General features: G+C 66.1%; 25 protein-coding genes. 11 read left to right on the top strand and 14 right to left on the bottom strand.

Going from position 1 to position 23,110, the window contains the following annotated elements; all coding sequences use genetic code 11:
* Positions 1–13 precede the first annotated feature (13 nt).
* A complete protein-coding gene (locus tag MKK54_RS16385) occupies positions 14–403 on the bottom strand; it encodes a helix-turn-helix domain-containing protein (protein WP_244012257.1) in 390 nt (129 codons plus the stop codon).
* A gap of 1,142 nt (positions 404–1,545) precedes the next feature.
* Here MKK54_RS16385 and MKK54_RS16380 point away from each other — a divergent pair.
* Entirely contained in the window at positions 1,546–4,167 is a 2,622-nt protein-coding gene (locus MKK54_RS16380) for an EAL domain-containing protein (protein ID WP_244012256.1), read from the top strand.
* A gap of 51 nt (positions 4,168–4,218) precedes the next feature.
* Here MKK54_RS16380 and MKK54_RS16375 read toward each other — a convergent pair whose 3' ends face one another.
* The gene (locus MKK54_RS16375; protein WP_244012255.1) at positions 4,219–4,917 is read right to left on the bottom strand and encodes a PAS domain-containing protein; all 699 of its coding nucleotides are present in this window, start codon (positions 4,915–4,917) and stop codon (positions 4,219–4,221) included.
* 504 nt (positions 4,918–5,421) lie between these two features.
* Here MKK54_RS16375 and paoA point away from each other — a divergent pair.
* The 3 genes from paoA to paoC are packed head-to-tail and all read left to right on the top strand — an operon-like array spanning position 5,422 to position 9,200.
* Positions 5,422–6,030: an aldehyde dehydrogenase iron-sulfur subunit PaoA gene (gene paoA, locus MKK54_RS16370; protein WP_244012254.1), complete on the top strand. Its 609-nt coding sequence runs from the start codon at positions 5,422–5,424 to the stop codon at positions 6,028–6,030.
* Entirely contained in the window at positions 6,027–6,977 is a 951-nt protein-coding gene (locus MKK54_RS16365; RefSeq protein ID WP_244012253.1) for an FAD binding domain-containing protein, read from the top strand. The genes paoA and MKK54_RS16365 overlap by 4 nt, the downstream gene beginning before the upstream one ends.
* 3 nt (positions 6,978–6,980) lie before the next feature.
* Positions 6,981–9,200 carry an aldehyde oxidoreductase molybdenum-binding subunit PaoC gene (gene paoC, locus MKK54_RS16360; RefSeq protein ID WP_244012252.1) on the top strand — a complete coding sequence of 740 codons (2,220 nt, stop codon included), beginning with the start codon at positions 6,981–6,983 and terminating at the stop codon, positions 9,198–9,200.
* 60 nt (positions 9,201–9,260) lie between these two features.
* On the opposite strand, the gene MKK54_RS16355 is transcribed toward paoC, so the two are convergent.
* The 6 genes from MKK54_RS16355 to MKK54_RS16330 form a co-directional block, all read right to left on the bottom strand.
* Positions 9,261–9,509, bottom strand: a complete 249-nt coding sequence (locus tag MKK54_RS16355) for a hypothetical protein (RefSeq protein ID WP_409564196.1) — start codon at positions 9,507–9,509, stop codon at positions 9,261–9,263.
* Positions 9,510–9,645: 136 nt separating this feature from the next.
* Complete coding sequence (locus MKK54_RS16350) at positions 9,646–9,828, bottom strand: DUF3606 domain-containing protein (protein ID WP_244012251.1); 183 nt, start codon at positions 9,826–9,828, stop codon at positions 9,646–9,648.
* A 94-nt stretch (positions 9,829–9,922) separates the two neighbouring features.
* Positions 9,923–10,426 carry a DNA-binding protein gene (locus MKK54_RS16345; protein WP_244012250.1) on the bottom strand — a complete coding sequence of 168 codons (504 nt, stop codon included), beginning with the start codon at positions 10,424–10,426 and terminating at the stop codon, positions 9,923–9,925.
* Between the two features lie 345 nt (positions 10,427–10,771).
* Entirely contained in the window at positions 10,772–11,155 is a 384-nt protein-coding gene (locus MKK54_RS16340; RefSeq protein ID WP_244012249.1) for a lysozyme inhibitor LprI family protein, read from the bottom strand.
* Positions 11,156–11,491: 336 nt separating this feature from the next.
* On the bottom strand, positions 11,492–11,806 hold the full coding sequence (locus tag MKK54_RS16335; RefSeq protein WP_244012248.1) for a hypothetical protein: 315 nt from the start codon (positions 11,804–11,806) through the stop codon (positions 11,492–11,494).
* A 452-nt stretch (positions 11,807–12,258) separates the two neighbouring features.
* The gene (locus MKK54_RS16330) at positions 12,259–12,660 is read right to left on the bottom strand and encodes a hypothetical protein (RefSeq protein ID WP_244012247.1); all 402 of its coding nucleotides are present in this window, start codon (positions 12,658–12,660) and stop codon (positions 12,259–12,261) included.
* Positions 12,661–12,906: 246 nt separating this feature from the next.
* Here MKK54_RS16330 and MKK54_RS16325 point away from each other — a divergent pair, with 246 nt between their 5' ends.
* On the top strand, positions 12,907–13,083 hold the full coding sequence (locus MKK54_RS16325; RefSeq protein ID WP_244012246.1) for a hypothetical protein: 177 nt from the start codon (positions 12,907–12,909) through the stop codon (positions 13,081–13,083).
* Positions 13,084–13,766: 683 nt separating this feature from the next.
* Here MKK54_RS16325 and MKK54_RS16320 read toward each other — a convergent pair.
* From MKK54_RS16320 to MKK54_RS16310, 3 genes are read right to left on the bottom strand one after another with little or no spacing between them, the layout of a single operon-like run.
* Entirely contained in the window at positions 13,767–14,015 is a 249-nt protein-coding gene (locus MKK54_RS16320; RefSeq protein WP_244012245.1) for a hypothetical protein, read from the bottom strand.
* Between the two features lie 4 nt (positions 14,016–14,019).
* Positions 14,020–15,525: a hypothetical protein gene (locus tag MKK54_RS16315; RefSeq protein ID WP_244012244.1), complete on the bottom strand. Its 1,506-nt coding sequence runs from the start codon at positions 15,523–15,525 to the stop codon at positions 14,020–14,022.
* Between the two features lie 12 nt (positions 15,526–15,537).
* Positions 15,538–15,795 carry a hypothetical protein gene (locus MKK54_RS16310; protein WP_244012243.1) on the bottom strand — a complete coding sequence of 86 codons (258 nt, stop codon included), beginning with the start codon at positions 15,793–15,795 and terminating at the stop codon, positions 15,538–15,540.
* Between the two features lie 116 nt (positions 15,796–15,911).
* On the opposite strand from MKK54_RS16310, the gene MKK54_RS16305 reads away from it, so the two are divergent.
* From MKK54_RS16305 to MKK54_RS16280, 6 genes are all read left to right on the top strand, one after another.
* Positions 15,912–16,202 (top strand): helix-turn-helix transcriptional regulator, encoded by a 291-nt coding sequence (locus MKK54_RS16305; protein ID WP_313898393.1) that lies wholly within the window; start codon positions 15,912–15,914, stop codon positions 16,200–16,202.
* Positions 16,203–16,376: 174 nt separating this feature from the next.
* Positions 16,377–16,706 carry a hypothetical protein gene (locus MKK54_RS16300; protein ID WP_244012241.1) on the top strand — a complete coding sequence of 110 codons (330 nt, stop codon included), beginning with the start codon at positions 16,377–16,379 and terminating at the stop codon, positions 16,704–16,706.
* 29 nt (positions 16,707–16,735) lie between these two features.
* The gene (locus MKK54_RS16295) at positions 16,736–16,996 is read left to right on the top strand and encodes a hypothetical protein (protein WP_244012240.1); all 261 of its coding nucleotides are present in this window, start codon (positions 16,736–16,738) and stop codon (positions 16,994–16,996) included.
* A 32-nt stretch (positions 16,997–17,028) separates the two neighbouring features.
* A complete protein-coding gene (gene rmf, locus MKK54_RS16290; protein ID WP_409564195.1) occupies positions 17,029–17,262 on the top strand; it encodes a ribosome modulation factor in 234 nt (77 codons plus the stop codon).
* A gap of 417 nt (positions 17,263–17,679) precedes the next feature.
* On the top strand, positions 17,680–17,892 hold the full coding sequence (locus MKK54_RS16285; protein ID WP_244012238.1) for a helix-turn-helix domain-containing protein: 213 nt from the start codon (positions 17,680–17,682) through the stop codon (positions 17,890–17,892).
* 342 nt (positions 17,893–18,234) lie between these two features.
* On the top strand, positions 18,235–18,534 hold the full coding sequence (locus tag MKK54_RS16280; RefSeq protein WP_244012236.1) for a hypothetical protein: 300 nt from the start codon (positions 18,235–18,237) through the stop codon (positions 18,532–18,534).
* A gap of 1,033 nt (positions 18,535–19,567) precedes the next feature.
* Here the strand turns inward: MKK54_RS16280 and MKK54_RS16275 are convergent.
* The 3 genes from MKK54_RS16275 to MKK54_RS16265 are packed head-to-tail and all read right to left on the bottom strand — an operon-like array spanning position 19,568 to position 23,028.
* On the bottom strand, positions 19,568–20,683 hold the full coding sequence (locus tag MKK54_RS16275) for a phage baseplate assembly protein (RefSeq protein WP_244012235.1): 1,116 nt from the start codon (positions 20,681–20,683) through the stop codon (positions 19,568–19,570).
* Positions 20,683–22,806, bottom strand: a complete 2,124-nt coding sequence (locus tag MKK54_RS16270) for a hypothetical protein (protein WP_244012234.1) — start codon at positions 22,804–22,806, stop codon at positions 20,683–20,685. The genes MKK54_RS16275 and MKK54_RS16270 overlap by 1 nt, the downstream gene beginning before the upstream one ends.
* A gap of 24 nt (positions 22,807–22,830) precedes the next feature.
* The gene (locus tag MKK54_RS16265) at positions 22,831–23,028 is read right to left on the bottom strand and encodes a hypothetical protein (RefSeq protein ID WP_244012233.1); all 198 of its coding nucleotides are present in this window, start codon (positions 23,026–23,028) and stop codon (positions 22,831–22,833) included.
* Positions 23,029–23,110: the final 82 nt, after the last annotated feature.

Below are 23,110 nucleotides of genomic sequence, written 5' to 3'. Positions count from 1 at the left end.
GGTTCCGGCCGGGCTATCGTCCCGCCTCGATCTCGCAGAAGACGCGCGCGAGTTCCGCTAGAAGGTAGCGCGCGCGCGGGTCCTTGATCCGATCGAAGGAGTCCTTGAAGAGCGCGCCTTCGGAGGTCACCTGCGTCAGGGCCGTCTCTCCGGTCTTGTCGGAAGGACCGGCACCCTGCTTCGTTTCGTAGAAGTAGCTGATGTCGACACCCAGAGCCTGAGCAATCTGGTGAAGCTTCTCGGCCGCGATCTTGCTCCGGCCGCTCTCGTACTTCTGGACTTGCTGGAACGTCACACCCAGAGCATTGCCCAGGTTGGCCTGGCTCAGCCCGGCCGAGCGTCGCAACGACTTGATGCGTAGCCCGACTTCGCCTGCACTTCCGCCTTTGTTCGTGTCTGACATTCCATCTTACTCGGAGTTGGTCTTTTGCAATGATTCTACGAATCGCAACCGCAGCGGTGCGAACGTTTTATCCGATTTTCGCCTCTGCGAGAAATCGAAGCTCCGGACCATAGGTACGAACCTGCTGCGGGAACAGGCTTTGCGGTGGGACTGATCAGCAAGAGTTCGTGAGTCGATGGCACCATCCCCGGGGTCCGGCAAGTGCGTCGAAATACTGAGAGGCGCCGCATCCGACCCATCCGGCGACAGCCCTTCGACACGAAAGGGCGATGAGATCCGATGATCGGCGAGGGTTTGTCTGAGCTTTCCATCGATGCTCGCCCTGATGGACTTGGTCAATGTGCGCACAATCTGTGATGTTGAGAGAAACTATATCAGAACACTGCCACAAAAATCCAGCGCCCGGCTATAAGTTGATAAATGTTAAATCCTCGCCGATCGATCCCACTTGGATAACGCAGAAACAATATTGCGCACGCGTGTCCGCGCAGGAAACATGAGAGGTTGGGCTTCGGACGACGGTCGCGTTACACGGCCCTGGCGAAGGCATATCTGTGGTGTGATCTGGAACCATCGCCCCAGACGACGAACCTCGCGGCACTCCGGTAACGCCGAGCCTTCGCCAATCGTCACTTAAGCATGCGGGATCAGACGCCGAGGTCCCGGAACCGGGACGCGCGTGTTGCGTGCACAAAGCGCGGGACGAACGATCACGATACCGGCGCCGACCACGAATTTTCAGCCAGCCCCTGCGCGTCGCCGCCGCAACCGAACCCCATGAGCCCGGCGGAGCCGCATCGCGGCTCCCGAGGCGCCCGGCGTCCACCGGATCGGCGGACGCCCTCCTTCGTCAGCCATCGCGCCCTCGCGGTCCCATCGAGGCTCATGATCGTCCGAGACCAGTCGATGTCCTTCGCGATGGCGGATCTGGGCTTCGCGATGGCGCCGCGCGGGCCGAGCGAGACCGTCTCCGAGCGAAGCCCGTTCCGGCCTGGGTGTTAGCACCTGCGAAACGATCCTCCTGTACCGGAGAATAGAATTTCGCTTATGAAGCGATTTTTCAGCGATCAATCTGTGATTTTTGGCCTTAAATCGTATCAAAGTTGTTTTCAGGTTGTGTCCGCAGGTGCGGGGAGCGAGCGATGGTCGATGTCAGCGGTGAAGTCCGGCGGCTCGCGGCTCTGCGGGCCCTGCGGATCCTGGACTCGGCCGCCGAAGCCCATCTCGATGCCGTCTGCCGGACGGCCGCGGACCTGTTCGACACCCCGATGTGCGCCGTCCAGTTCGTCGACGAGGACCGGGTCTGGTTCAAGGCCAGGTGCGGAATCGAGGCCGGCAGCGTCTCGCGCCGGGACGCGTTCTGCGACCTGACGATCCGGGGGACGGGCCGGGATCCGCTGGTCATCCCGGACCTGCGCGCGGATGCGCGCTCCGCCGAGAGCCCCCTCGTCACCGGCGAACCCTATGCCCGCTTCTATGCCGGCGTGCCGCTGGCCCTCGGAGCGGGGCTCAACATCGGCACGTTCTGCGTCATGGACCGCAGGCCGCGGCCCGACTTCTCCGAACGCGCGGTGCGCCGGCTCCAGGATCTCGCCCTCGTCGTGGAGGCGCATCTGCGCCTGCACGAGGCGCGCGTCGCGAGCGAAGCGGAGGCCGCGCGTCGCCACGCGGTCGAGTCGGCCCTGCGCGAGAGCGAGCAGCGCTTCCGCCTCCTGGCCGAGACCACCACCGACGTCATCATCTGGTCGGATCTCGACACCACCCGCCGGTACGTCTCGCCCTCCGTCAGGACCGTGCTGGGCTACGACCCGGACGAACTCGTCGGAACCAAGCCCCTCGACTTCGTCCACGGGGACGATGCGGACGCCTTCGCTCGCGTGCTCGACGACCTGAGCCGGGGCCGCATCGACCAGGCGTCCACCTGCCAGCGCTATCGGAGCAAGGACGGGCGGTGGCTCTGCATGGAGGTCTCGCAGAGCCTCGCCCGCGACCCGATCACGCAAGCCCCGACGGGCTACGTGACGTCCCTGCGCGACATCACCGAGCGCAAGGCGGTCGAGGACGCGCTGCGGGTGAGCGAGGAGCGCCTGGGCCTCGCCCTGAACAGCGGAAGCGACGGCCTGTGGGATTGGTCCGTCGCGACGGGAGAGGTCGAGATCTCGGATCACTGGGCGGCGATGCTGGACTACGAGCGCGGCGAGATCCGGCCGCACATCGCCACCTGGAACGCCCTGATCCATCCCGACGACGCCGAGCGCTCGCGGCGCGTGCTGCAGGACCATTTCGAGGGCCGGACGCCGATCTTCGCGTGCGAGTACCGCCTCCGGGCCAAGCAGGGGCACTACGTCTGGCTGCTGGCGCGCGGCAAGGTCGTGAGCCGCGATCGGGCCGGCGCCCCGCTCCGGGTCGTGGGAACCCACATCGACATCTCCCGGCGCAAGCAGGACGAGGAGCGCATCGCGCATCTGGCCCTGCACGATCCCCTGACCGACCTGCCGAACCGGACGCTGTTCTGGGAGCGGCTGAATCGGGAAATCCGCTCCCCCGAGCGGGGCGACACGCACGTCGCGGTCCTGGCCTGCGACCTCGATCGCTTCAAGCACGTCAACGACACCCTCGGACATCCGGCCGGCGACCGCCTCCTGCAGCAAATCGCGAAGCGGCTCCGGGCCGTCATCCGGGAAACGGACATCGTGGCGCGCCTCGGCGGGGACGAATTCGCCATCGTCCTGGCGCCGATCCGCCATCGGGGCGATGCCAGCCGGATGGCCGAGCGCGTGATCGAGGCGATCCGGCGGCCGGTCGCGCTGGACGGCAACCGGGTCAGCGTGGGGGCGAGCGTCGGCATCGCCTTCGGAGCGGTCCGCGAGACCGATGCGGAGGCGTTCTTCAAGCGCTCCGATCTCGCCCTCTACAAGGCCAAGGCCGCCGGCCGGAACACCTATCGCTTCCACGATTCACCTCACGATCCGCCCCATGAGTCCGGGCCGGACGCATCGCATTCCCTGGAACGCGACATGCGCGGTACGATGAAGCGCGGCGGCTTCCTGCTGCACTATCAGCCCATCGTCGAACTCTCGACCGGAGCCATCGCGGGGTTCGAAGCCCTGATGCGCTGGCAGCATCCCCTGAGGGGCGCGATTCCGCCGAGCGAATTCATCCCGCTCGCGGAGGAGACCGGTCTGATCATCTCGCTCGGCGCATGGGCCCTGAAGGAGGCCTGCCTCGCCGCGGCGTCCTGGCCGGATCACCTGAAGGTCGCGGTCAACGTCTCGGCGCTCCAGTTCCAGCAGATCAGCATGGAGGAGACGGTCACCCATGCCCTGGCCCGGTCGGGACTGGCCCCCCACCGGCTCGAACTCGAGATCACCGAGACGATCCTGCTGCAGGATGCGGAGGCCGTGGGCGCGAGCATCCGGCGGCTGCGCGCCCTCGGGGTCCGGATCGCCCTCGACGATTTCGGGACGGGCTATTCCAGCCTCAGCTACCTCCATCGCTTCAGCTTCGACACGGTGAAGATCGACCGCTCCTTCGTTACCGAGACGCTCGGCGCGAAGACGGCCGCCATCGTGCGGGCGATCGTGATGCTGGCCGGCAGTCTCGGGGCCCGCATCACCGCCGAGGGCGTCGAGACCCGCGAGCAATTGGATTTCGTCAGGCTCGAGGGCTGCACGGAGGTTCAGGGCTACCTCTTCAGCCCGGCGCTCCCGGCCCCCGACGCGCTGAAACTCATCCGCAGCGGCGGCGCCTGGAACCGGGCCTGACGATGGTCGGCCCGGCCGTCGGTGCCCGGCCGACGCGACGCGCGCACGCCCTCAATTCAACTGGCTTCGCTGGTCGTTCCTGTCGGCCCGGGCCATCGCCCGGCCGATCTCCAGAAGAAGCATGTCGCTCATCCGGCGCAGGAGCGGCTCGGGCAGCGCATGGAGGGCCTTGCGCATCGCCAGGCAATGCTCGGCCGCGAGGGGCAACAGGTCCTGATGCACCGTTTCCACGGTCTCGCACCGGTTCTGGGTGACGTCGATCAGGAGACCCGTCCCCCATGCCGGCCGTCCCGATGCATCCAGCCGGATGCGCCCCCGGGCGAGCACGCAGCGCGTGACCCCGTCCGCCGAGAGCACGCGGTATTCCTGCACGTAGGTTCGGCCATCCATCGCGCTCGCGGTGATGCACTGGCTCGTCTTCTCACGATCGTCCGGATGGACCGCGGCGAGATAGGACGAGAGGGAGGCGCCGGCCTGCGCGACGGCCGGCTCGAGATTGAACAGGTGGGCAACGGCCGCGCCGGCATAGACCCGGTCGTGCGCGATGTCCCACTCCCATCGGCCGATGATGTCCGAGCTGTCGAGCGTTTCCTGCAGAACGCCCGGGGACGCCTGCGCTGCGATGACATGATGTCGACCCACGTGACCGTATTCCCCAGATGTTTCGCGCCAACCCTTCACACACGAGCGTCGATTCGAGAATCGACCAAAAACCATTCCCGCGGCAGACCGCTCTTTTCCCGAACGCATGCCGGAGGGGTCTCGAAAATTACTGCGCCGTTGCTGCCTGTCTCCGCATGGAAACTGCCGCGCTATCGTTCTGATGAGCCATACACCTAACATGTCTGGGACAGAGAAAAAATCAATCGTGGTCACGCCGGGTTCCGGCCCTGCGATCGTCCTGGCCTGCAATCGTCCTGCCACCGATCCGCCCCGACGCCGCGCCAGGGGCGAGCGCCCGTCCTCGAGGGGCGCGTGCGGCCGCCGGTCCGACACCGTCACGGGACGCCTCGCGCACAGGCCGCGACCATCGGTCACCCGAGCCCGCGCTCAGAGAGCCCACCGGTTTTTCCCGACCTCGCGACGGTGCCGAACGCCGGGTTTTCGCGTTGTCCACGAATGCCGAAGGTTTTTCAGACCCGATCGCGCGAACGGACGCGCGAAGACGGCCTTGCCACGGCAGGCCCGGAGAACGCCATGTCCCGTTCCGAAGAAATATGTCCCGGAGAGATTGGATTGAGTCGTCGAGACCTGATGGCGGGAACGGCCGCCTGCGCCGCCATGACCGCCATGCCCGGCACCAGTCGGGCCGAGAATGCCGGCACCGACCAGCCCGTGCTCGCCCGGGTGTCCTTCACGATGAACGGGCAGCGGCGCGACCTCGAACTCGACACCCGCACCTCCCTCCTCGACGCGGCGCGCGAGCACCTGCACCTGACCGGCTCCAAGAAGGGCTGCGATCACGGCCAGTGCGGTGCCTGCACGATGATCGTCGACGGACGGCGCATCAACGCCTGCCTGACCCTGGCGGTCATGCACCAGGGCGCCGAGATCACCACCATCGAGGGCCTCGGCCAGCCCGAAAACCTGCATCCGATGCAGGCCGCCTTCATCAAGCATGACGGCTACCAGTGCGGCTACTGCACGCCGGGCCAGATCTGCTCGGGCGTCGCGGTGCTGGCCGAGATCAAGGCCGGCATCCCGAGCCACGTCACGGCCGATCTGAATGCGCCGATGCAGGTCACGGACGCCGAGATCCGCGAGCGCATGAGCGGCAACATCTGCCGCTGCGGCGCCTATTCCAACATCGTCGAGGCGATGACCGAGGTCGCCGGCAATCTGACCACACGGGGGCCCGCATGAAATCCTTCACCTACGAGCGTCCGGGCACGCCCGCCGAGGCCGCCGCCGCCGTGTCCCGCACTCCGAACGCCAAGTTCATCGCCGGCGGCACCAACCTGCTCGACCTGATGAAGCTGCAGATCGAGACGCCCACCCACCTCGTCGACGTGAACGGCCTCGGCCTCGACACGATCGAGCCGACCCCGGAGGGCGGCCTGCGCGTCGGCGCGCTGGTGCGCAACACCGATCTCGCGGCGGATGCCCGCGTGCGCAGGGACTACGCGGTGCTCAGCCGCGCCCTGCTGGCCGGCGCCTCGGGGCAATTGCGCAACAAGGCCACCACCGCCGGCAACCTGCTCCAGCGGACCCGCTGCCCGTACTTCTACGACACGGCCCAGGCCTGCAACAAACGCCAGCCGGGCTCCGGCTGCTCGGCCCTCGACGGCGTCTCGCGTCAGCTCGCCGTGATCGGCGCGAGCGAAACCTGCATCGCCACGCATCCGGGCGACATGGCGGTGGCCATGCGCGTCCTCGACGCCACGGTCGAGACCATCGACGCCAAGGGGACCGCCCGCGCCATTCCGATCGCCGCGTTCCACCGCCTGGCCGGCGACCGGCCGGAGGTCGACACCACCCTGAAGCCCGGCGAACTCATCACGGCGGTGACGTTGCCCAAGCCGCTGGGCGGGGCGCACATCTACCGCAAGGTCCGCGACCGGGCCTCCTATGCCTACGCCCTGGTCTCGGTGGCGGCGGTGGTGCAGGCGGACGGCAGCGGCCGCGTGGCCTTCGGCGGCGTCGCCCACAAGCCCTGGCGCGTCGAGGCGGCCGAAGCCGAGATGACCCGGGGTGCCAAGGCGGTCACCGCGCGGGCCTTCGACGGCGCCAAGCCGACGCGCGACAACGCCTACAAGCTGAAGCTGGCCGAGCGCACGCTCGGCGCGGCGCTCACCGAAGCGAGGGCCTGAGCCATGAAGTTCGACACCCCCGCGGGGCAGAACCCCATCGACCGGCTCAAGGTCGTCGGCCAGCCCCTCGACCGCATCGACGGCAAGTTCAAGACCACCGGCACTGCGCCCTATGCCTACGAGCGCCACGACGTGGCGGCGAACCAGGCCTACGGCTACGTCCTGGGCGCCGGCATCGCCAAGGGCCGGGTGCGCGGGATCGATACCGAGGCCGCCGGGAAGGCCCCCGGCGTCGTCGCCATCGTCACCACCCTCGACATGCCGAAGCTCGGCCTGGGCCGGATGAACGCCGCGAACCTCTTCGGCGGCGCCGAGATCCAGCACTACCATCAGGCCATCGCCGTGGTGGTGGCCGAGACCTTCGAGCAGGCCCGGGCCGCCGCCTTCCTGATCAAGGTCGACTATGTCCGCGCGGCGGGGCAGTTCGATCTCGCCGCCGTGGCGGCCTCCGCCAAGCCCGTTCCGGGCGACAGCGGCGAGGGCAGCGGCGGTGGCGGAGAGGACCGGACGGGCGATTTCGAGGGGGCGTTCGCGGCTGCGGCCGTCCGATTCGACGAGACCTACACCACGCCCGACGAGAGCCACGCGATGATGGAGCCGCACGCGACCATCGCCGCCTGGGAGGGCGAGAAACTCACGCTCTGGACCTCCAACCAGATGATCGCCTGGACCAAGGGCAGCATCGCCAAGATCCTGGGGCTCCCGGCGGATGCGATCCGCGTCGACTCGCCCTATATCGGCGGCGGCTTCGGCGGAAAGCTGTTCGTGCGCTCCGACGCGGTGGTGGCGGCGCTTGCCGCCAAGGCCGCCGGGCGTCCCGTCAAGGTCGCGCTGACGCGCCCGCTGATCGCCAACAACACCACGCACCGGCCGGCCACGATCCAGCGCATCCGCATCGGCGCGACGAAGGACGGGACGATCACCGCCATCGCGCACGAGAGCACGTCGGGCAACCTTCCGCAGGGCAAGCCGGAGACGGCGGTCGACCAGACCAAGCTCCTCTATGCGGGCGCCAACCGCCTGACCGCCATGAAGCTCGCGCATCTCGACCTGCCCGAGGGCAATTCGATGCGGGCGCCGGGCGAGGCGCCCGGCCTGATGGCGCTGGAGATCGCCATGGACGAGATGGCGGAGGCGCTGGGGATGGACCCGGTGGCGTTCCGCGTCCGCAACGACACCCAGGTCGATCCGGGCCATCCGGAGCGCCCTTTCTCGCACCGGAACCTCGTCGGCTGCCTCGAGCTCGGCGCGAAAACCTTCGGTTGGGACAGGCGCAACCCGAAGCCCGGCCAGGTCCGGGACGGGCGCTGGCTGGTCGGGATCGGCATGGCGGCGGGCTTCCGCAACAACCTCCTGATGAAGTCGGGGGCCCGGGTCCGGCTCGGCCGCGACGGCGTGGTCACGGTCGAGACCGACATGACCGACATCGGCACGGGCAGCTACACCATCATCGCCCAGACGGCCGCCGAGATGATGGGCCTGCCCCTGGATCGCGTGGTGGTGCGCCTCGGCGACTCGGACTTCCCGGTCTCGGCCGGCTCGGGCGGGCAGTTCGGTGCCAACAACGCCACGGCCGGCGTCTACGCGGCCTGCGTCAAGCTGCGGGAGGCCGTGGCGCAGCGGCTCGGCTTCAACTCGGCCGACGCCGTGTTCGAGGACGGCGCGGTCCGCTCCGGCAACCGGACCGAGGCGCTGGCGCAGGCGGCGAGCGAGGGCGAACTCGTGGCCGAGGATTCCATCGCGTACGGCGATCTCGCCAAGAAGCAGCAGCAATCGACCTTCGCGGGCCATTTCGTGGAGGTGGGCGTCGATGTCGACACGGCGGAGATCCGGGTGCGGCGCATGCTGGCGGTCTGCGCGGCCGGGCGCATCCTCAACCCGAAATCGGCGCGCAGCCAGGTCATCGGCGCCATGACGATGGGCGTCGGCGCGGCCCTGATGGAGGAACTCGCGGTCGACACGAAGCGGGGCTTCTTCGTCAACCACGATCTGGCCGGCTACGAGGTTCCGGTGCATGCCGACATTCCGCACCAGGAGGTGATCTTCCTCGACGAGGTCGATCCGCAATCCTCGCCCATGAAGGCCAAGGGCGTCGGTGAGCTCGGCATCTGCGGCGTCGGCGCGGCGGTGGCGAACGCCGTCTACAACGCCACCGGCGTGCGGGTGCGGGACTATCCCATCACCCTCGACAAGCTCCTGGAGCGCATGCCGGACGCGGCCTGACCCGGCGACCGGCCGCGCCGGTCGGCGCAGGCTTCGAAGGTGGCGGCGCCGCGCGCGCCGTCACCGGCCTCCGCCGCCGCCCCGCATGCTCCTCTGGCGGCAGGTCCGGCCCATGTCCTCGTAGCCCGCGGGACAACGGCGGACGCAGGCGCCGGCCGCGTATTTCAGCGGTGGCCGGCACGCGCGGCTGAAGCGCTGCTCCTGGAACAGGAAGTCCTTGGCCGGGCTCTGCGCCGCCACGGGGACCGGCAGGCCCATCGGCAGCGCGATCAGGGCGAGACCGAGGGTCGCGCGGGCCATGCGGGTCATCGGTCATCCCAACTGTGCGGCGCGGGCTCGCCGCGCCCAATTCCCGCAGGGGGCGGGACGTACCCGCGTGAGCTACACGGCACCGGCGCCCATGGGAAGACCGGCGCCGCGCCGGCTCGTCGCGTCGACGAGATCGCTACCGCTTCTTGCCCAGTTCCGCCGCGATGTCCTTGCTCATCCGGCCGACCTTCCGGTGCGCGGCCGTGAGCTGGTCCTGCGTGACGCCCCAGCGCTTCATCCAGAACTCGACCGCCTTGCGCTCGGAGAGATCCAGGCGGTCCTTGTCGATGAAACCGCGCTTGTCCTTCAGGCCGGCCATGTCCGTCTCTCCACACCGGTGCCGATGCCGGCCGCCGAATTGTCAGGGCCGCGCGACAGGGTTCCGAACGGTCGACGTCCGGAGGAGCCCGAGACTACCAGCACGCGCGGTGAAGGCGGCGTTTCCAGCGCTCGGCGCGCGGCAGACCGGGGGCACCGGCGCGCGCGACCGACGCGAAGACGGGACGCTGCGGGGCCGACGGAGCGACCTCCGGCGGGGCGGAAGGGGCCGCCTCGGCCTCGGGCACCACCTTCCGGGGCCTGCCCCGGCGGCGCGGGGCCGCCTCGGCGAGCGGGGCGGGGACGACGCGGCGAACACGCGGCAGGGGCGGCTCGCGCACCATCGCGGGCTCGGCCTCCGGCTCCGGCGGCTCCCAGGCGATGAGGTTCGGCAGGATGCGGCGCGGCGCCTCGGCCTTCGCGGTGTCTGCGGATACCGGGGAAGGCGCGAAGAGGGCCGACATCTCGGCCGGAGGCTCCGGGACGCGCTTCGGCCCACGCGGAACGCGCGGCTGCTTGGCGGGAATGACGGAGCGGCCCGAGGGGGCGCCTTGCTTCACTTCGACGGTGAACGACCGCCGCGCCTGTCTACGCAACATGCTCTCTCGATCAGATGGTCTGAAATCGTGTCGATCCGGGATCGTGCTCCTGCCGGCGGTCCCTCTCGCCGACGGTGCCGCTGGCTCTGTCGGATATCTGGGCACGCACGGGCATCCTGGCCACAGATTTGTCGATACGGGATTAAAGAACCGTAAGCAACCGGCCCGGGAGTGCAGGTAAAGGGCCGAAGAACGACGCCCGTACCCTGCTCGACGACGACCGATCCGCTTCCGATCTCATAGCAAATCCGGTCGATCCCTTCGGGATGGCGGATCTTGGGCTTCGCTCGGGCGCCGCGCGGGCCGAGCGAGACCGTCTCGGCTTGGATCAAGGGGAAGACGGTCTCACTCCTGAAACCGCCCGACACAAGTCAGGTCGCCCTCGTCACAGGTCAGGTAGTTTCTGAGCGTCTTCGTCCGGTCATCGGTCAGATGGGCGAGACATCCGGCAAGGATCATCGGCCGGATGGAGCCGCCCTCGCTTCCCAGCGCTTCCAGAGCGCAGGATTGATCGCGGAACGGCAACCAGGCCTTCTGCGCCGCGCGCAAGCCCTCCCGCGCCTTGGGTCCGATCCGTTCCATGAGCGTGCCGTAAGCCGCGTTCATCGCGTCATCCGCCCGCTTGAGGTCGGCGGCCGCGCACGCGTTCAACGCCATCTGCGTCGAGCCCGGGCAGGGCGCCGCGCCCGCCTGGACCGATCCGAGGCCGATCGACAGGATCGGGAGCACGCGGGCGAGACGCGGCAGGGCAAAACGCAGGAGGGCAGGGCGGGGCATCGGCGCTCCGATCGGGCGGAAAAGACCCAAGGCTACCGTCCGCCGGAGGGGATGCCGGTTCGACGATGCGTGAGCGTATCACGGACGGGGGTTCCGGGCCGAACGGCGGCCGAGGGGCCGGCGGGTCAGGCCTTCTCCACGAAGCGGACACCCGCACGCCGAAGCCATCTACGGGATGACGAAGGACAACGGATCGTCCGGCGCGCCGCACGGAGGCGGGCACCGTCACGAAAAAGGGCCGCCTCGCGGCGACCCTCCGAACACGAATGAACGCGGAATGGCGTCCGTTCAGTAGCCGCGCCCGTAATAGCCGCCGCCACCGTAGCCATAGGCCGGAGCGTACCCGTAGCCCACCGGACGGTCGTAGCCGTATCCGCCATAGCCGCCATTGTAGGCGCCCGCCGCCGCCGCGCCTGCCGCGAGACCGGCGATGCCGAGTCCGATCGCCGCCCCCGTACCGATCCCACGGCGTGCGTGACCACCGCCGTAACCGCCGTGGCCGTAACCACCGCCGCGCCCGAAGTCGCGTGCCTCGGCCGCAGGGGCCACCGCGAGAACACCAAGGCTGAGAAGGGCCGTCGAAACGATTGCGAACTTCCGCATTCGATATCTCCTGCTGAATTGCCAATCGGTTAACCAACGGTCTTGGTCCGGCACCGTTCCGATGAACGGGACCACAAAAGGTCGCACGCCGGCATGCTTCGCTGTATGCGATCACCCGGAACGCAGGTTTATTCATATCAACGGGACAGGATTTCGTGCGTTGCGCGGATGCATGGCCATCGAGCGCGGCGTTTGCTTCGCCGATGCTTCAGCCGGTCAGATCCTCGACTGGCCGATGACCGTTCGAGGCCCCATCTCGGACATCGAGAGGCCTGCGCGATCGCGCCCGGCGCTTTACGGACGCGAGAGCAACGAGACTCCCGTGCCCGTCCCGAAAGGCGAATGCGGCGAGCGACACCGGGCCGGCATTCGCTGTCGCCCCCCAGCCCCGCCACGAACGCGCATGTCTTGACGCGCGACAGGGCGGTCGCGGCGCAGGCCCGGGACAGCCCCTACCAGCCGCCATATCCGCCGTCCGGCCGGTCACAGTCCCGCCGGAACCCATACCCGGCGGGACGGTAGCCGTAGGGACCATCCGCGTAGGAGCGCGCGGGACGGGGATGGCGGTAAACGGGTGCATCTTCGTCATCGTATGCGCGGACCACCCGAGCCGGACGCTCGCGAACCGGCGGAGGGGCATCGTACGCGTCTCCGTAAACCGGCGCGGGGTGGCCGCCATAGCCATAGGGAGCCGCGTGGGCCTCGGACAGGGCGGCTCCGAGAAGGGCGCCGGCCGCGAGGCCGCCGATGACGCCGGCCGCGATAGCCCCGCCGCCCCGAGCCTCCGCCTTCGGCGTTCCGAGAGCCCCCACCGCGACGAGCGCGGCGGCCGTCAGCGCTGCAATCTTCCTCATCGTCCATCCCCTGACACGCGAAGGAGGCCGGCATCGTGCACGGTCTCGGTGGCTCGGCCGGTGGTTTCTCGGCCGTGAGGAGGAGATTGGCAGGGCCGGGCTGCACCAACGCTGAAGCTTGCCGGCAGCGTTCGTTCAGCTTCCCGGCTCACAAGAGATGAAATTTACTGCGCAACCCGCGCCCGACTCGCAGCATTATGCCTATTCGCCCCGTCATCCCGAACCGGGGCCAACGGAGTGTGGCGGATGAGTGCCGGATATCCACTTCTGTTCCTGGCGCTGGGAACGCTCGGAGGCATCGGCTTCCTGGCCATGGGCGCACGCAAGCAGGTCGCGGACCTGAAACACGACCCGAAGCGGTCAAGCTTCGTGAAGGATCACGGCGGCGCCCCGAGGCAGAACATGCCGGGCACCGAGCACTGAAGCGCCAGCCGCCGATCTGCGTCCACTCACCTCCGCCCCTTCGCCCGAGGGCCTGAGACGACGTCGGACGCTCGTGGCCGCACAGGGAGGGAAATCGGCGGCCATCGGCGTGCCCGCTCGGGTCCTGAGGTGGCGGAAGGGGTGTCCGTCCATCGCTAATAAATTTGCATGTTGAGGCATCAACTTAGCTCCACATTCAATATATCTACCCACGTTTTGACCCACATAGAGTCTGTGGAAGCAGGCGGTTGGCGGCGAACCTCTACGGACGGGTGGGCGCATAAACCTTGCGTCCGAACATCACCGTTCGTAGGCTCGAAAGGGCTCGCAGCGGGGTGGGACGATGACACCACGGACAGCCGCCATCGTCGCTGGCGCAGGGTGTGCCCTCATCGGGCCGGCAGTAGCCCGAGCCTTCGCCGACAATCCGAAAGACGAGGTCATCCTCTCCCTTTTCATTGCAGCTTCGGTGCTGGCGACGACGATGATCCTCGGCCTGCGATCGAGAAACGAGTGAGGTGACCACCGCCGGTTGGCGCGGCATCTGAGCGCTATGCCGAACGCAAGGCATGGGGCGAGACTTCTCTCAGTGTCGGTCTGTAGATCGACCGTCCACGCCCTCATGCTCAGGTTCTCCCCGGTTGCTGGGCGGGCGTGGACGACATCGCAAGCTGCGGATGCGGTCAAAGCTCAAGGTCTCTATCCCCGCCACGTAGCCAGACCGTTTGGTTCACCTGCCCCTCAGGAGCACCCAATGAGGGCTCTGCATCGGCGTCCGGCTCCAAGTCCGGATCACCATCCACCGCGTCGAGGATCGCCACGATGCGGTCCACGACATCGAGGGCGAGGTCTGCAAGGCGCTGGAACTCCTCGCGGGGAATGGTCTCGGCCTGGATGCGGCCGGAGGCGGGAAAGCGGATGATGTTGCTCATCGGATCAGCCCCACGCCTTCAAGACTTCACTGAGGAGGTCGGGTTCGTCGCGGCGATCGATCCGGCCGTTGCAGTTAATTTCGTGCTGGATGCGCAGGCCTAGAAGATTGTCGCGGTCATACTCGTCCGCAGGGGATCGCCCGGCGGCTTCATCGACAATCCGGTCTCTCAGGAAGCTGAGGCGGCTGTCCTCGAAATCCGCGAGCCGTCCGAGAGGGGTCAGCGTGACCCAGCCATTCGGTCGCTCGTTTACTACGGCCACAGGCTGGCACATGGCCCCGCCCCACATCTCCTTCACGGCACCCGCCTTATCGTAGAGCACGCACAGCCCGTTGATGCTGAGATCCGCGAGGTTGACGGCCTCGGCCGACGCCTTCGGCGTGAGAGCGGATTGAACGGGGTCTGGGGCGCCGACTTCCTCGGCTGCCATCGGAGACGAAGGTCGGAAGCGCCGGCCGGTCCAATCCACCCCGGCAAGATGTAGGCATTCGTCGATCAAGGAGCGGACGTTTTGCTCAGTCCAGTCTTCGTGATCTCCAAGGCCCGCATCCTCCTGATACTGGCCCTTCCTCCAGATGCCGGGAATGGCCGCCCGCGCTTTGACCGCGAGCCCATCAAGTGTTCGTGCCGGAAGTGCGCGGATCTTTGCCGTCACCGGCTCCATGCGGCGTTCAATAGCGACGCACGCCTCTTCGCGGCCCGATTGCGAAACTGGCACCCACTCGGCGTGTATGGCATCGAACTCACGGCCGAGAGACAGAAGCTCGGCATCCACATCGCTGCCGACAATTCGCCAGCGCTCCCCGACTGCGTACTCCTTGCAGAGCTCGAAGACCCGATCGGATCGGAACGCGAGATCGTGCAGTGCGTCGATCCGGTGTTCTTTCCGCAGTCGATCGTAGAGCGCGTCGCACTCCTCACGGGAGAGATCGTTGCTCGCGGCGTTGAACTGCCGCGAGACCTCCCGCCGAGCGACGCCGACGAGGTCCATGGAAGCCGCAGCGATCCAGTAAGCGACGGGCTCGCGCCGGGTCCGCCCAACGGCGTCTTTGTAGGTGATGAACCCAGACCCATCGGCTTCAGGCAAAACCCCGACCGTTGCGCCGCTTGGTGCCGTCAGCGATTGAACGAGGGTTATGAGCGCATCGATATGCAGGCTGGCCCGTTTCGCCTGCCTGCGGGCCTCGCGCTCCTCCTCGCTCACGTAGTCCGCGAACGAGCCGCAGCAGCGCTCATACTCGCCCAACGCCAGATCCAGCAGGCGCTGCGCTTCGTTCGGAATTACGATGTGTCCGATGTTGGCGAAGCCCATCGGGTTGTCGAACGGGTACGGCACGAACCCATCGGGGCAGGACGCGCCCTCGAAGGGGTCGGCGGCGACCACCGGAGACGGCTCAGCTGGCGTGCGCCGGACGAACCGGCCAGTGGCATCCCGAAGGCGCTCGGCACGCTCACGGAGGCTCGGGGTGCCCTCTGCCGTGCGGGGGGCGGTCTTGTGCTTCGTCGTCATGACAGCCTCCCCTCAACCGATCTGCACGAAGCCGTAGGCGAACACGCCCCCGGCGATGATCAGGACGGCGGAGACGAAGTCGCCGGTCAGGTCGAGGAAGCGCGGCGCGCGGACGTGCGGGGTATCGGGTCGGACGGGGGCTGTGACGCGCCAATCCTCGGCGCTTCCGGGACCGTGCTCGTCCGGCTCCAGGGCGGGCGCAGGGCGAGCATAAACCGCTGCGGAAGAGCGGCGCTTGAGATGAAAAGGGGCAAGCGGGTTCGTTGCCATAACCGGTGTGCTCCGGGGCTAAAGTGGTCGGGATGTGTTTGGAGCTGCGCTTTCGCGCAGACGTCAGGGCTCGGCCGCGTTGAATGCGCTAGTGAGTTCTGATACCATTCGTATTAATGCAAAGCGGCACTGGCCGTCAATACCGAAAGTATCAAATGCCGATCACCACCCGGCAGGCCAAGGCGGCACGCGCACTCCTTGCTTGGTCGCAGGAAGACCTGGCCCGAGCCTCAGGTGTCTCTATCCCCACTGTAAAAAGGCTTGAGGCTGAGGACGGACCTTTCGGGGGTCGGGTGGATACCGCTGCCAAACTCCAGACCGCCCTTGAGGCGGCCGGCGTCATCTTTATCGATCAGAATGGCGAGGGACCTGGCGTACGGCTACGGAAGTCGGGGGCGGCCGAGTGAAGACGGCTTTGCCACGGCTCATGGCGATAGCGGCCATGCTCGTCGTTCTGGGAGGTGCCTACGCCCTCAAGCTCGCCGGCTTTGAGCACCCAGAGCTAGAGGCGGTTGTCGTTGCCGGTGTCGCGGCGATCCTGACGATCGCATCGGGACTGTGATGGTGGGGAAGGGGCGACCATGAGCGAAGGTACAGAGCCGAGCGCCAGTGATCTTGCTGACGTGGAAAAGCTATCGGAGGTCTCCCGCCTCGCGACGCTCCTCGCTGACCAGGTGCTGGACGCTCAGATCATGAGCCGGCCGGTCCCGAATGAGCACATCCGCTCGCTCCTTGAGGCCGCCCTACTGCTCCAAGAGCACGGGCAGGAGCTACCCTCGCTCCTGGGCCAGATCATGCACGGGATCTCGGCCGAGCAGCCTCATGGCCCCGCTGAAGCTCAGCAGACAAGCGCCGAGGACGAAGCCACCGGGCGGCTTGCTTGGATGTTCCGGCCATTCCAAGGACCGTAGGGACAACGCGCGCGCAACAGGAGGTAGATATGGAGGTTCCAAATCGTGAACTTGAGCAGTCGGCCCTTTCTGGCCTCTTCACTCGCGAAGGCATCACCGTCGAGGTGCTGATCTATCGCTTCGCCAATGTCGCCGACAGCTGGTCCCTTGAAGTGGTCGATCAGGAAGGCGGCTCGACCGTCTGGACAGAAAGTTTCCTCAGCGACCAAGCTGCGCACAAGGCGTTCCTCCTCTCTGTCGAGGAGGATGGCATGAGCCAGTTTCTGGAGCCGGTCGAAACGCTTCACTGACCGGGGCATACGGCTACTTATGTCGCGGGATCATGTTTCATTCTGGCGCAGTTAAATCGGCATCAGAACGCGGAGTCACCGTCATGGCCCAGACCCGTCATTCACACACAGATCCGATCGAGGAAGGCGCACAGGCCCGCATCCACGGTCGCCCGAAGGACGCCTGCCCCTATCCCCGCGACAGCGAAAAGCGAGCCGCCTGGATGGAGGGCTACGACGGGACGCCTCGGGAGCATGGGCCAGATCTGCCACTCACGGCGTCATGATACTGGCATACGATCTGCATACAGAATTCACATTCCTCCCAAGGAACTCCTCTCCTTGAACTTGCCCGCCCAGCCCAGCGCTGCGGCGGGCTTTTGTTTCGGGCTCAGTCAGCGATCCTCAATAAGGCGCTCCAACGCCGCGATCGTACGGCTGAGGTGATCCAGGAGGTGCTGGTCCGCTTCGGTCCCGACTCGGGCATCCTTGGAAGGGATAGCCACTAAATTTGCCCGCTCCGTCTTCAGTCGGTCGAGCATTGTTTCCATAAGGTCCATAGCCAAGGAAGCGGGGACAGCTTGGCATGTTCCGATTAGTGCCGGTATGGCTCTCGCGCGTGGGGCGCAGAGCCCCTTCCAGGTTCGAATGCGGATCTGTCATTCGAACCCCCGCCCCCCCTCATTACGAAGGAGGCGTCTGACATGAACCCGAATGCCCTCCTGCCCCGCGAGGTCGCCGCACGCTGGGGCTGCTCCGAACAGCACGTCCGCAACATGGTCAACCGTGGCGACCTCGGACACTACCGCCTCGGCGGAAAGCTGCTCATAATTCCACTCTCAGCCGTCGAGGAGGTGGAGCGTGCCGTGTGGGTGCAGCGAGAGCCTCCGAAGAAAAAAGATAGCCAAGGCCTCTAACCACGCGCGCTGCCGCCGAGAGCGGCCTTCAGTTCTCTTCGAAACACGCGCAAATCCATCTCCAAGGCCCCTCGGAGATGCGGTCACCGTTTCACCAAATGGCGAAGCGTTCACGCGCACGATTGGCCTCACGATGGCTTCGCCAATTAGCCGGGATTGGAAGGGATTTTGGCAACGGCATGAGAGCGTTTGAACCATTCGCCTGCGGCAACACGGAGTTTTAAACGTCACATGATGGACCGATTTCCCGTTGACACACGTTGGGACAAACTCGAAGGAGTTGTCGAAACCGGATTTTAGAGAGAGAGTGATTTCGTGAGCCATCCTTCCGGGAACTCCGCTATGGCCGAAATTGCAGTCGTCACTGTCACCATCGAAGATCGTGAAGACGGCTGGATCCAGGTCTCAAGCGACAGTCTTCCAGGCTTAGTTTTGTCAGGCCCCGACCATGAGCAAGTGGTCGAGTGCATCATGCCGGCCATCCGTGACCTCTACGAGATGTATGGCCACAGCGTTGTCGTTCGCGCTGCGCGTCCTGCACGGTCCTTCCTTGAGGGCCCCAGCCCGCGTGACATCGACGTGCATGTGACCCACTCCGGCAAACAGCGCGAATTCGTCGTTGAGTTCGCTGAGGCGGCGTAGAACAACTAAGCATGTCCTCCCCCCGGCTTTTGACTCGCGCCGATCTCACGAGCGCTCTTTCAGCATTTGGCTGCAAGTTCGTTCGCATGGGGCGGAACAACTACGAAATGTGGGTGACGGGATGGGGGGCGCCTTGCACCTTCCGGCCCACAAACGGCACCTACGACGAGTGGCAATATCGTGAGTTCATCCGCACGATCGGTCCACTGAAACCGCCGGGATGGCGTGCCGCGTAAATTCTAACAAGGGATTGTGCGCGCAACAAAACGCGCCTACCTTCGGTTTCCCAGACGTACGACCTTAAAATCCCTCCCGCCGCTGAAACGGCCGGGGGGATTTTTATCCTCAGATGCACATCGCGTTTCGAGGGGTTCCAGAGACACGAGGCTCGTTTGACGTGCTAGCAGACAGCGTCGCCAACATAATTTTCATCATTATGGCTACGTCACTTGGCGCCATGATGGCTGCTAATGCGGCAATCGTAGCAGCACGTCTCGCGCACAATGATAACCTCGCTATTGCTATCCAGCGCGTTGCGTCCCGTTTCGTATGGGTCTTCCGGCTTGGGGCATCTCCTCGGGCTCGGAATGATAATCGCTGGGCTTGATATCCCGAACAATTATTTGTGGGGAGTTCTTGGTAGCGCCGCCGTCGAAATAGCCGCTGCGGTGAAGGCAGCGGCAGAAAACGGTGGTAAGTGCCCGGCTCCCTATAATGGGCCGTTCTACGTTTTTATGCGGACGGCCCTTGCGCTGGTTTCTGGGGCGCTGCCGATTGCCCTGGACGCTCCGAACATCCTCACCTCGCTTTATTTAGGGGCAAGTGCGCCTCTAATTTTCGATCGAGCCGCAAAGGGGCTGGAGCCGCCAAGCAGTGGGCAAACCACTGAGGTCTGACGGCTGGCTGGTTACTCACTAGAGTAACTAGAGCGCTCAGCTCGCACTCCAAACCTGCCTCGCCTGCGTCCGCTCCCCCTCCACCATCTGGCTCGCGCGCATTTTCCTGAGTGCGCAGCTCACACGGCTTTTCGGCCTCACGTCGCCGCCTCCGGCTGTGCCGCTGAGTTACCGAGGTCATAGAACCCGTCGTTCTTCGTGGCGTCGCCCTTGCGCTGCTGCCAGGCAAGCTTGTTGACGAGGTCCAGAGTCGTCGTCGTGCCCCCGTTCGGGTCCTGCGTATAGGCGTAACCGGCGACCTTCAATTCCTGCTCGCCGGTCTCGGTCGGGAACAGCATGGGCGACTTCACCGTCACGCCGTCTGACGGGTCCCAGAGCCCGCCGACGCCCGGCTTCAGCCAACCCTGGTAGGTAAGCTGTAGCTGGAGTGCCATGGCCTGAAGCGCGGCCGCCTCCCAGTTCGTGCGCAACTGCGTGCCCTTCTGGTCGAGCGGCATCTCGGCGAGCACCTTCCGCTTTGTGCCAGGGGTCCCGCCGGTCACTGTCGCTTTGGCCTGGATCTCGGATACCTTCTTTCCGAATAGGCTGTCGGAGCCGGACATCTGAGATCCACTGACGAGCGCTTCAACCGCGAGGTGGCGCAGTTGGCAGTTCGCCGAGAGGATGTTCTCGCCCTCGGTGAAGGTGACCATGCCGCCAGCGGACTTCGGACCCGCCATCACGTTGCCGGCAGCGTCCGCGTAGAAGAACAGATTGCGCTGTTTGCAGAGCCGCGAGATCAGATCGAAGGGCGTCTCGCCGTAGCGGACCATCACGTTCGGAAAGGGGGCATCCCAGCCCTCGGCGCCGTTCTGCACCTTGAAGGACAGGCCGTAGGGCTTGAGCACCGAGTTGGCGATGGCATCGAGTTTGTAGCCACGATACTGGCCCGTACCACCGTCGATGCTGGCTTCCGTGATGATGCCGGCCTTGCCGTAGCCGACCACCTGGACGGCGTGACGGTTGCCGTCGTAGGCCGCCTGCCGGTCGCGGATGTAGCCTTCCTTGATCACCACCTGACCAGCGAGCGCGATGTCCACTCGATCACCGGGTTTCAGTCGGAAGTTGGCCACGGCGCTCGGCTCGGCACAGACGAGGCGGAAGGATCTGATCCAACCTTCGCTCAGGTAGTTCTGCTCGACGGCGACGTTGATCCAGTCGCGGTAGGTGCCGCCGTTGGTACGCACCTCACAGATGAGATCGGGATCGGGCATCAGATCGCTTCCACCTGTCTGGATTTCGAGACCGTCGTTTCCTTGAACAGGTCGCCCATCGAAGCGCGGGCACGGGTCCCGGCCGGGAAGCCGTTGAGATCGATCGTCATCCGATGGGTTTGCGGGGGCGGCGCGGCCTGCTCCCGATTGAACATCCGGCCCATGATATCGTCGCCGAGGCGTCTGCTGGAACCGGCAGCATCCGACCCATCCGCATCGGCCATCCTGCGTCGCGGCATCGTGGACGCTTTCGGATCAACCTGACGCATGAGTTCAACTGCACGCGCAAGGCGCTGTCCGCGCAACGACGCCCACTCCTGGCCCAGCCCCGTGGCGCTCGTGCCTCGGCCCCGAGCGAGTTCGGCGCCCATGCGGTCCTGCATCTGCTCGTCGAACAACTCGTCGCCCTTCAGGCCCATCCTGCGCATCAGGCCACGCATGGTCTGGCCGACGATCTGGTAGCGGCCGAGGGCGGAGGAGTTCGGGTTGCCAGGCTGCCGGCGCATGTGAAGGCCAAGCGCGTGGATCTGATCCAGCGTCATGCTGGTGAGGTTCTGTTCCTGGCCACCTGGGAGGTATCGGCCGTACCCCAAGGAGGTGTTGTAGCCCCCGCCTGCCTTGTGGGCGGTGCCCTCCGACTGGGCGATGTGGTCCAGGACATCCTTGTAGGCGCCCGGATTGGCGGTGAGAGCAGGGCTTCCACCAGCGCCAAGAGGCGGCAGCGGGGCCGAGGGCACGATGGCGGGGGCACCACCATACCCTCGGCCCGCGCTGCCGCCAGTCACGTTCGGATTGCCGCCACCACCACCCAGGGGGCCCGTCAGGCCCAGCGGCGGAATACTCCTGACACCATAGCTGCTCCCGGCCCCGCCGCCTCCGCCACCATACCCAGCGCGGTGGATCAGCGGGTTGCCGCCGCCAAGCGCACCCGAGAAGCCGGAAGGCTGAGCCGTCGCTCCACCCGTGGCCCGAAGCTTCTCAAGCTCGTCACCGACGCGTTTCAGTTCCTCCGTCATCCGGTCGCGCTTGCGCTGGTAGTCTGGTGCGCTTGGGTTGGCGTCGAGAAGCCGGCGCTGCTGTTCGATGGAGTCCCGCCGACCCTCAAGCTGCTGCCGGTTTGCTCCGCCGCCGCTACCGAGGAGCGGTGTAAAATCCTTATTCAGCGAAGGGTCGCCTCGACCGAAGAAATCCTTCAACTGCCCCCAAACCCGAACGATCGCCTCGAACTCCTGCACGGTCGTGCGGGCGAACTTGCCGATCTCTTCCAGCTGGTCCTTGAACGCCTTCATGTTCTCGGGGGTGCTGAACTTCTCGACCAATCTGGAAAGCTCCTCCAAGAGCGGAGTCAGCGCCTGGGTGCGGAGGCCATCCATATTCTCGCGCACCCTGCTGAGGGCGTCCTCGAAGCGCTGCGCAGCCTTCACCTGGGCGTCCGTCGTTGTGCCCTGCGCCTTTAGGATCTCATCCATCACCTGCCGATAGCGCCCAGTAAGCTGGCCAGCGACAGCCGCGATCTGATCCGAGCCGAGCACCATCTCGACCACCTTCCGACGCTTTACCGGGTCGCCGATGCTGCTCACCCTTTCCATGAAGGTATCGAGCGCGACCTTCATGTTCGGCGCTGCGATCATCTTCTCGACCATCTCGCCGAGGTTCATGCCCCGCAAGGTCTCGTAGGTCTCGGAGTACCGATTGCGGAGGCCTTTCATCTCATCCGCAAACTTGCGGACCCCCCCCTGCATCGTCTCGGCCGACACGCCGAACCGCTCGCCGAGGGCGCCGAAGGCACGAAGCTGGTCCACCGCCAGCCCCGTTTCCTTCGACATGATGGCAAGCTGCTGCGTGCCCTTAGAGAAGCCGCTGAGGGCTGCCGTGACTGCGCCGAGAGAGACGCCTGCCGTGAGGCCCGCGACGCCAAGGCCGGATAGAATGGGCTGGACGCCCTGCAGGGCCGTGGTCGTCTTGCCGATGGCGCCATGGAAGCCCTCAAAGTCCCGCTTGAGATCCTTCCCCGCCTGCGTGCCGGCACGGGCGGTGCGGCCCAGTGCAGTTTCCAACTTCGCAAGCGGGCCGGTGAAGCCGTCTTGGACTTCCGCAACAAGGCGGAGGCGATCGTCAGCCATGGGTGATCCCTTTCAGATTTCGGCTTAGCGGCGGACGCGATCGAGCAAGTCACCCCACCACCAGGTGCCGTTTGCGGGCGGACGCTGCCGCTTCAGCTTGCCGGTGAAGGGGTCGTGATAGGTGCCTGGCTCTGGCGCCTCGACGAACTCGCGTTTGCCATCCGGAATGCGAACGGCCTCCGGCGCTTTGCTGGTGAGCGTGATGCGGAGAAGGTCGCTCATCCCAATGCTCCCTCTGAGGCTCGAAACCCGCAAAGCGCGTCGATCTCGGCTAGGGCATCCAAGATCATTTCTCGGATGATGA

The organism is Methylobacterium sp. J-068, assembly GCF_022829445.1.
In the GTDB taxonomy this organism is placed as follows: Bacteria; Pseudomonadota; Alphaproteobacteria; order Rhizobiales; family Beijerinckiaceae; genus Methylobacterium.
Note: the sequence above shows the minus strand (reverse complement) of the source record. Positions and strands in the feature narration are given on the sequence as shown.

Bases quoted from the DNA above. Each gene is read 5' to 3' on its own strand.
- MKK54_RS16385 (WP_244012257.1), bottom strand. From the start codon at position 403: ATGTCAGACACGAACAAAGGCGGAAGTGCAGGCGAAGTCGGGCTACGC.
- MKK54_RS16380 (WP_244012256.1), top strand. From the start codon at position 1,546: ATGGTCGATGTCAGCGGTGAAGTCCGGCGGCTCGCGGCTCTGCGGGCC.
- MKK54_RS16375 (WP_244012255.1), bottom strand. From the start codon at position 4,917: ATGCGTTCGGGAAAAGAGCGGTCTGCCGCGGGAATGGTTTTTGGTCGA.
- paoA (WP_244012254.1), top strand. From the start codon at position 5,422: ATGGCGGGAACGGCCGCCTGCGCCGCCATGACCGCCATGCCCGGCACC.
- MKK54_RS16365 (WP_244012253.1), top strand. From the start codon at position 6,027: ATGAAATCCTTCACCTACGAGCGTCCGGGCACGCCCGCCGAGGCCGCC.
- paoC (WP_244012252.1), top strand. From the start codon at position 6,981: ATGAAGTTCGACACCCCCGCGGGGCAGAACCCCATCGACCGGCTCAAG.
- MKK54_RS16355 (WP_409564196.1), bottom strand. From the start codon at position 9,509: ATGACCCGCATGGCCCGCGCGACCCTCGGTCTCGCCCTGATCGCGCTG.
- MKK54_RS16350 (WP_244012251.1), bottom strand. From the start codon at position 9,828: ATGGCCGGCCTGAAGGACAAGCGCGGTTTCATCGACAAGGACCGCCTG.
- MKK54_RS16345 (WP_244012250.1), bottom strand. From the start codon at position 10,426: ATGTTGCGTAGACAGGCGCGGCGGTCGTTCACCGTCGAAGTGAAGCAA.
- MKK54_RS16335 (WP_244012248.1), bottom strand. From the start codon at position 11,806: ATGCGGAAGTTCGCAATCGTTTCGACGGCCCTTCTCAGCCTTGGTGTT.
- MKK54_RS16330 (WP_244012247.1), bottom strand. From the start codon at position 12,660: ATGAGGAAGATTGCAGCGCTGACGGCCGCCGCGCTCGTCGCGGTGGGG.
- MKK54_RS16325 (WP_244012246.1), top strand. From the start codon at position 12,907: ATGAGTGCCGGATATCCACTTCTGTTCCTGGCGCTGGGAACGCTCGGA.
- MKK54_RS16320 (WP_244012245.1), bottom strand. From the start codon at position 14,015: ATGAGCAACATCATCCGCTTTCCCGCCTCCGGCCGCATCCAGGCCGAG.
- MKK54_RS16315 (WP_244012244.1), bottom strand. From the start codon at position 15,525: ATGACGACGAAGCACAAGACCGCCCCCCGCACGGCAGAGGGCACCCCG.
- MKK54_RS16310 (WP_244012243.1), bottom strand. From the start codon at position 15,795: ATGGCAACGAACCCGCTTGCCCCTTTTCATCTCAAGCGCCGCTCTTCC.
- MKK54_RS16305 (WP_313898393.1), top strand. From the start codon at position 15,912: ATGCAAAGCGGCACTGGCCGTCAATACCGAAAGTATCAAATGCCGATC.
- MKK54_RS16300 (WP_244012241.1), top strand. From the start codon at position 16,377: ATGAGCGAAGGTACAGAGCCGAGCGCCAGTGATCTTGCTGACGTGGAA.
- MKK54_RS16295 (WP_244012240.1), top strand. From the start codon at position 16,736: ATGGAGGTTCCAAATCGTGAACTTGAGCAGTCGGCCCTTTCTGGCCTC.
- rmf (WP_409564195.1), top strand. From the start codon at position 17,029: ATGTTTCATTCTGGCGCAGTTAAATCGGCATCAGAACGCGGAGTCACC.
- MKK54_RS16285 (WP_244012238.1), top strand. From the start codon at position 17,680: ATGAACCCGAATGCCCTCCTGCCCCGCGAGGTCGCCGCACGCTGGGGC.
- MKK54_RS16280 (WP_244012236.1), top strand. From the start codon at position 18,235: ATGGCCGAAATTGCAGTCGTCACTGTCACCATCGAAGATCGTGAAGAC.
- MKK54_RS16275 (WP_244012235.1), bottom strand. From the start codon at position 20,683: ATGCCCGATCCCGATCTCATCTGTGAGGTGCGTACCAACGGCGGCACC.
- MKK54_RS16270 (WP_244012234.1), bottom strand. From the start codon at position 22,806: ATGGCTGACGATCGCCTCCGCCTTGTTGCGGAAGTCCAAGACGGCTTC.
- MKK54_RS16265 (WP_244012233.1), bottom strand. From the start codon at position 23,028: ATGAGCGACCTTCTCCGCATCACGCTCACCAGCAAAGCGCCGGAGGCC.